Here is a 642-nt window from a genome sequence, read left to right as displayed (position 1 = left end):
CAGAAAAACTCAACGGGAGGGGTGTCGTAGCTGTATTGATTTTCATGTTATTAAGTAAATAAACGTTAATCAGATATAAATGACAATTCGACCAGTGAAATATAATCCGAAGCAATTGCCTTATCTTCATTTGGGTTGAATACAATATTAGAGATCAAACTTTTATATAATGAGCCTATGTTAGTTGAGTTTAAACTTTCTAGCTCAGTTTTATTTACAAAAGGGTGGATGTTGGAGCTAGGATTTTTATATTCAGCTACACAATCGTTTAGAAAATATTCAAATAGATAAGAATTCTTAGTTATTTTTAAAGGTTGCACCGATTGTTTTTTCGATACACCATTCGATACATCATTATTATTTATGCTGTTTTTAGATCGATATGGGTTAGTTCCCTCCTCTCTTAATCTTAAATATAACTCAGGATGTAATTTCTTTAATATTATTAAGATTAATAGACTTAAAATACTCATTCTTTTAGTTGTAGTAATTTTATATGAATCGAGAGCTAAAAGTATTTTTTTTACTTCTCTAAGAGATGATATTCCATGGTAAATCAAAACCATTTCAATTAGGGATACAACATATTCATGATTCAGTATATTGTCTTGAATTGGAAAGTTGGGGTAATCCAATTCAGAT

Annotated in this window: 1 protein-coding gene; it reads right to left on the bottom strand. The window is 29.1% G+C overall.

The window, feature by feature from the left end:
• Nucleotides 1–65 precede the first annotated feature (65 nt).
• The coding region (locus tag DS885_RS17565) for a hypothetical protein (RefSeq protein WP_181817785.1) at nucleotides 66–642 on the bottom strand (577 nt) is incomplete at its 5' end.

Origin of the sequence: Psychromonas sp. B3M02 (assembly GCF_003318165.1) — a bacterium.
In the GTDB taxonomy this organism is placed as follows: Bacteria; Pseudomonadota; Gammaproteobacteria; order Enterobacterales; family Psychromonadaceae; genus Psychromonas.
The sequence above is the reverse complement of the archived record's forward strand: the minus strand, read 5'-3'. Positions and strand labels throughout refer to the sequence as shown.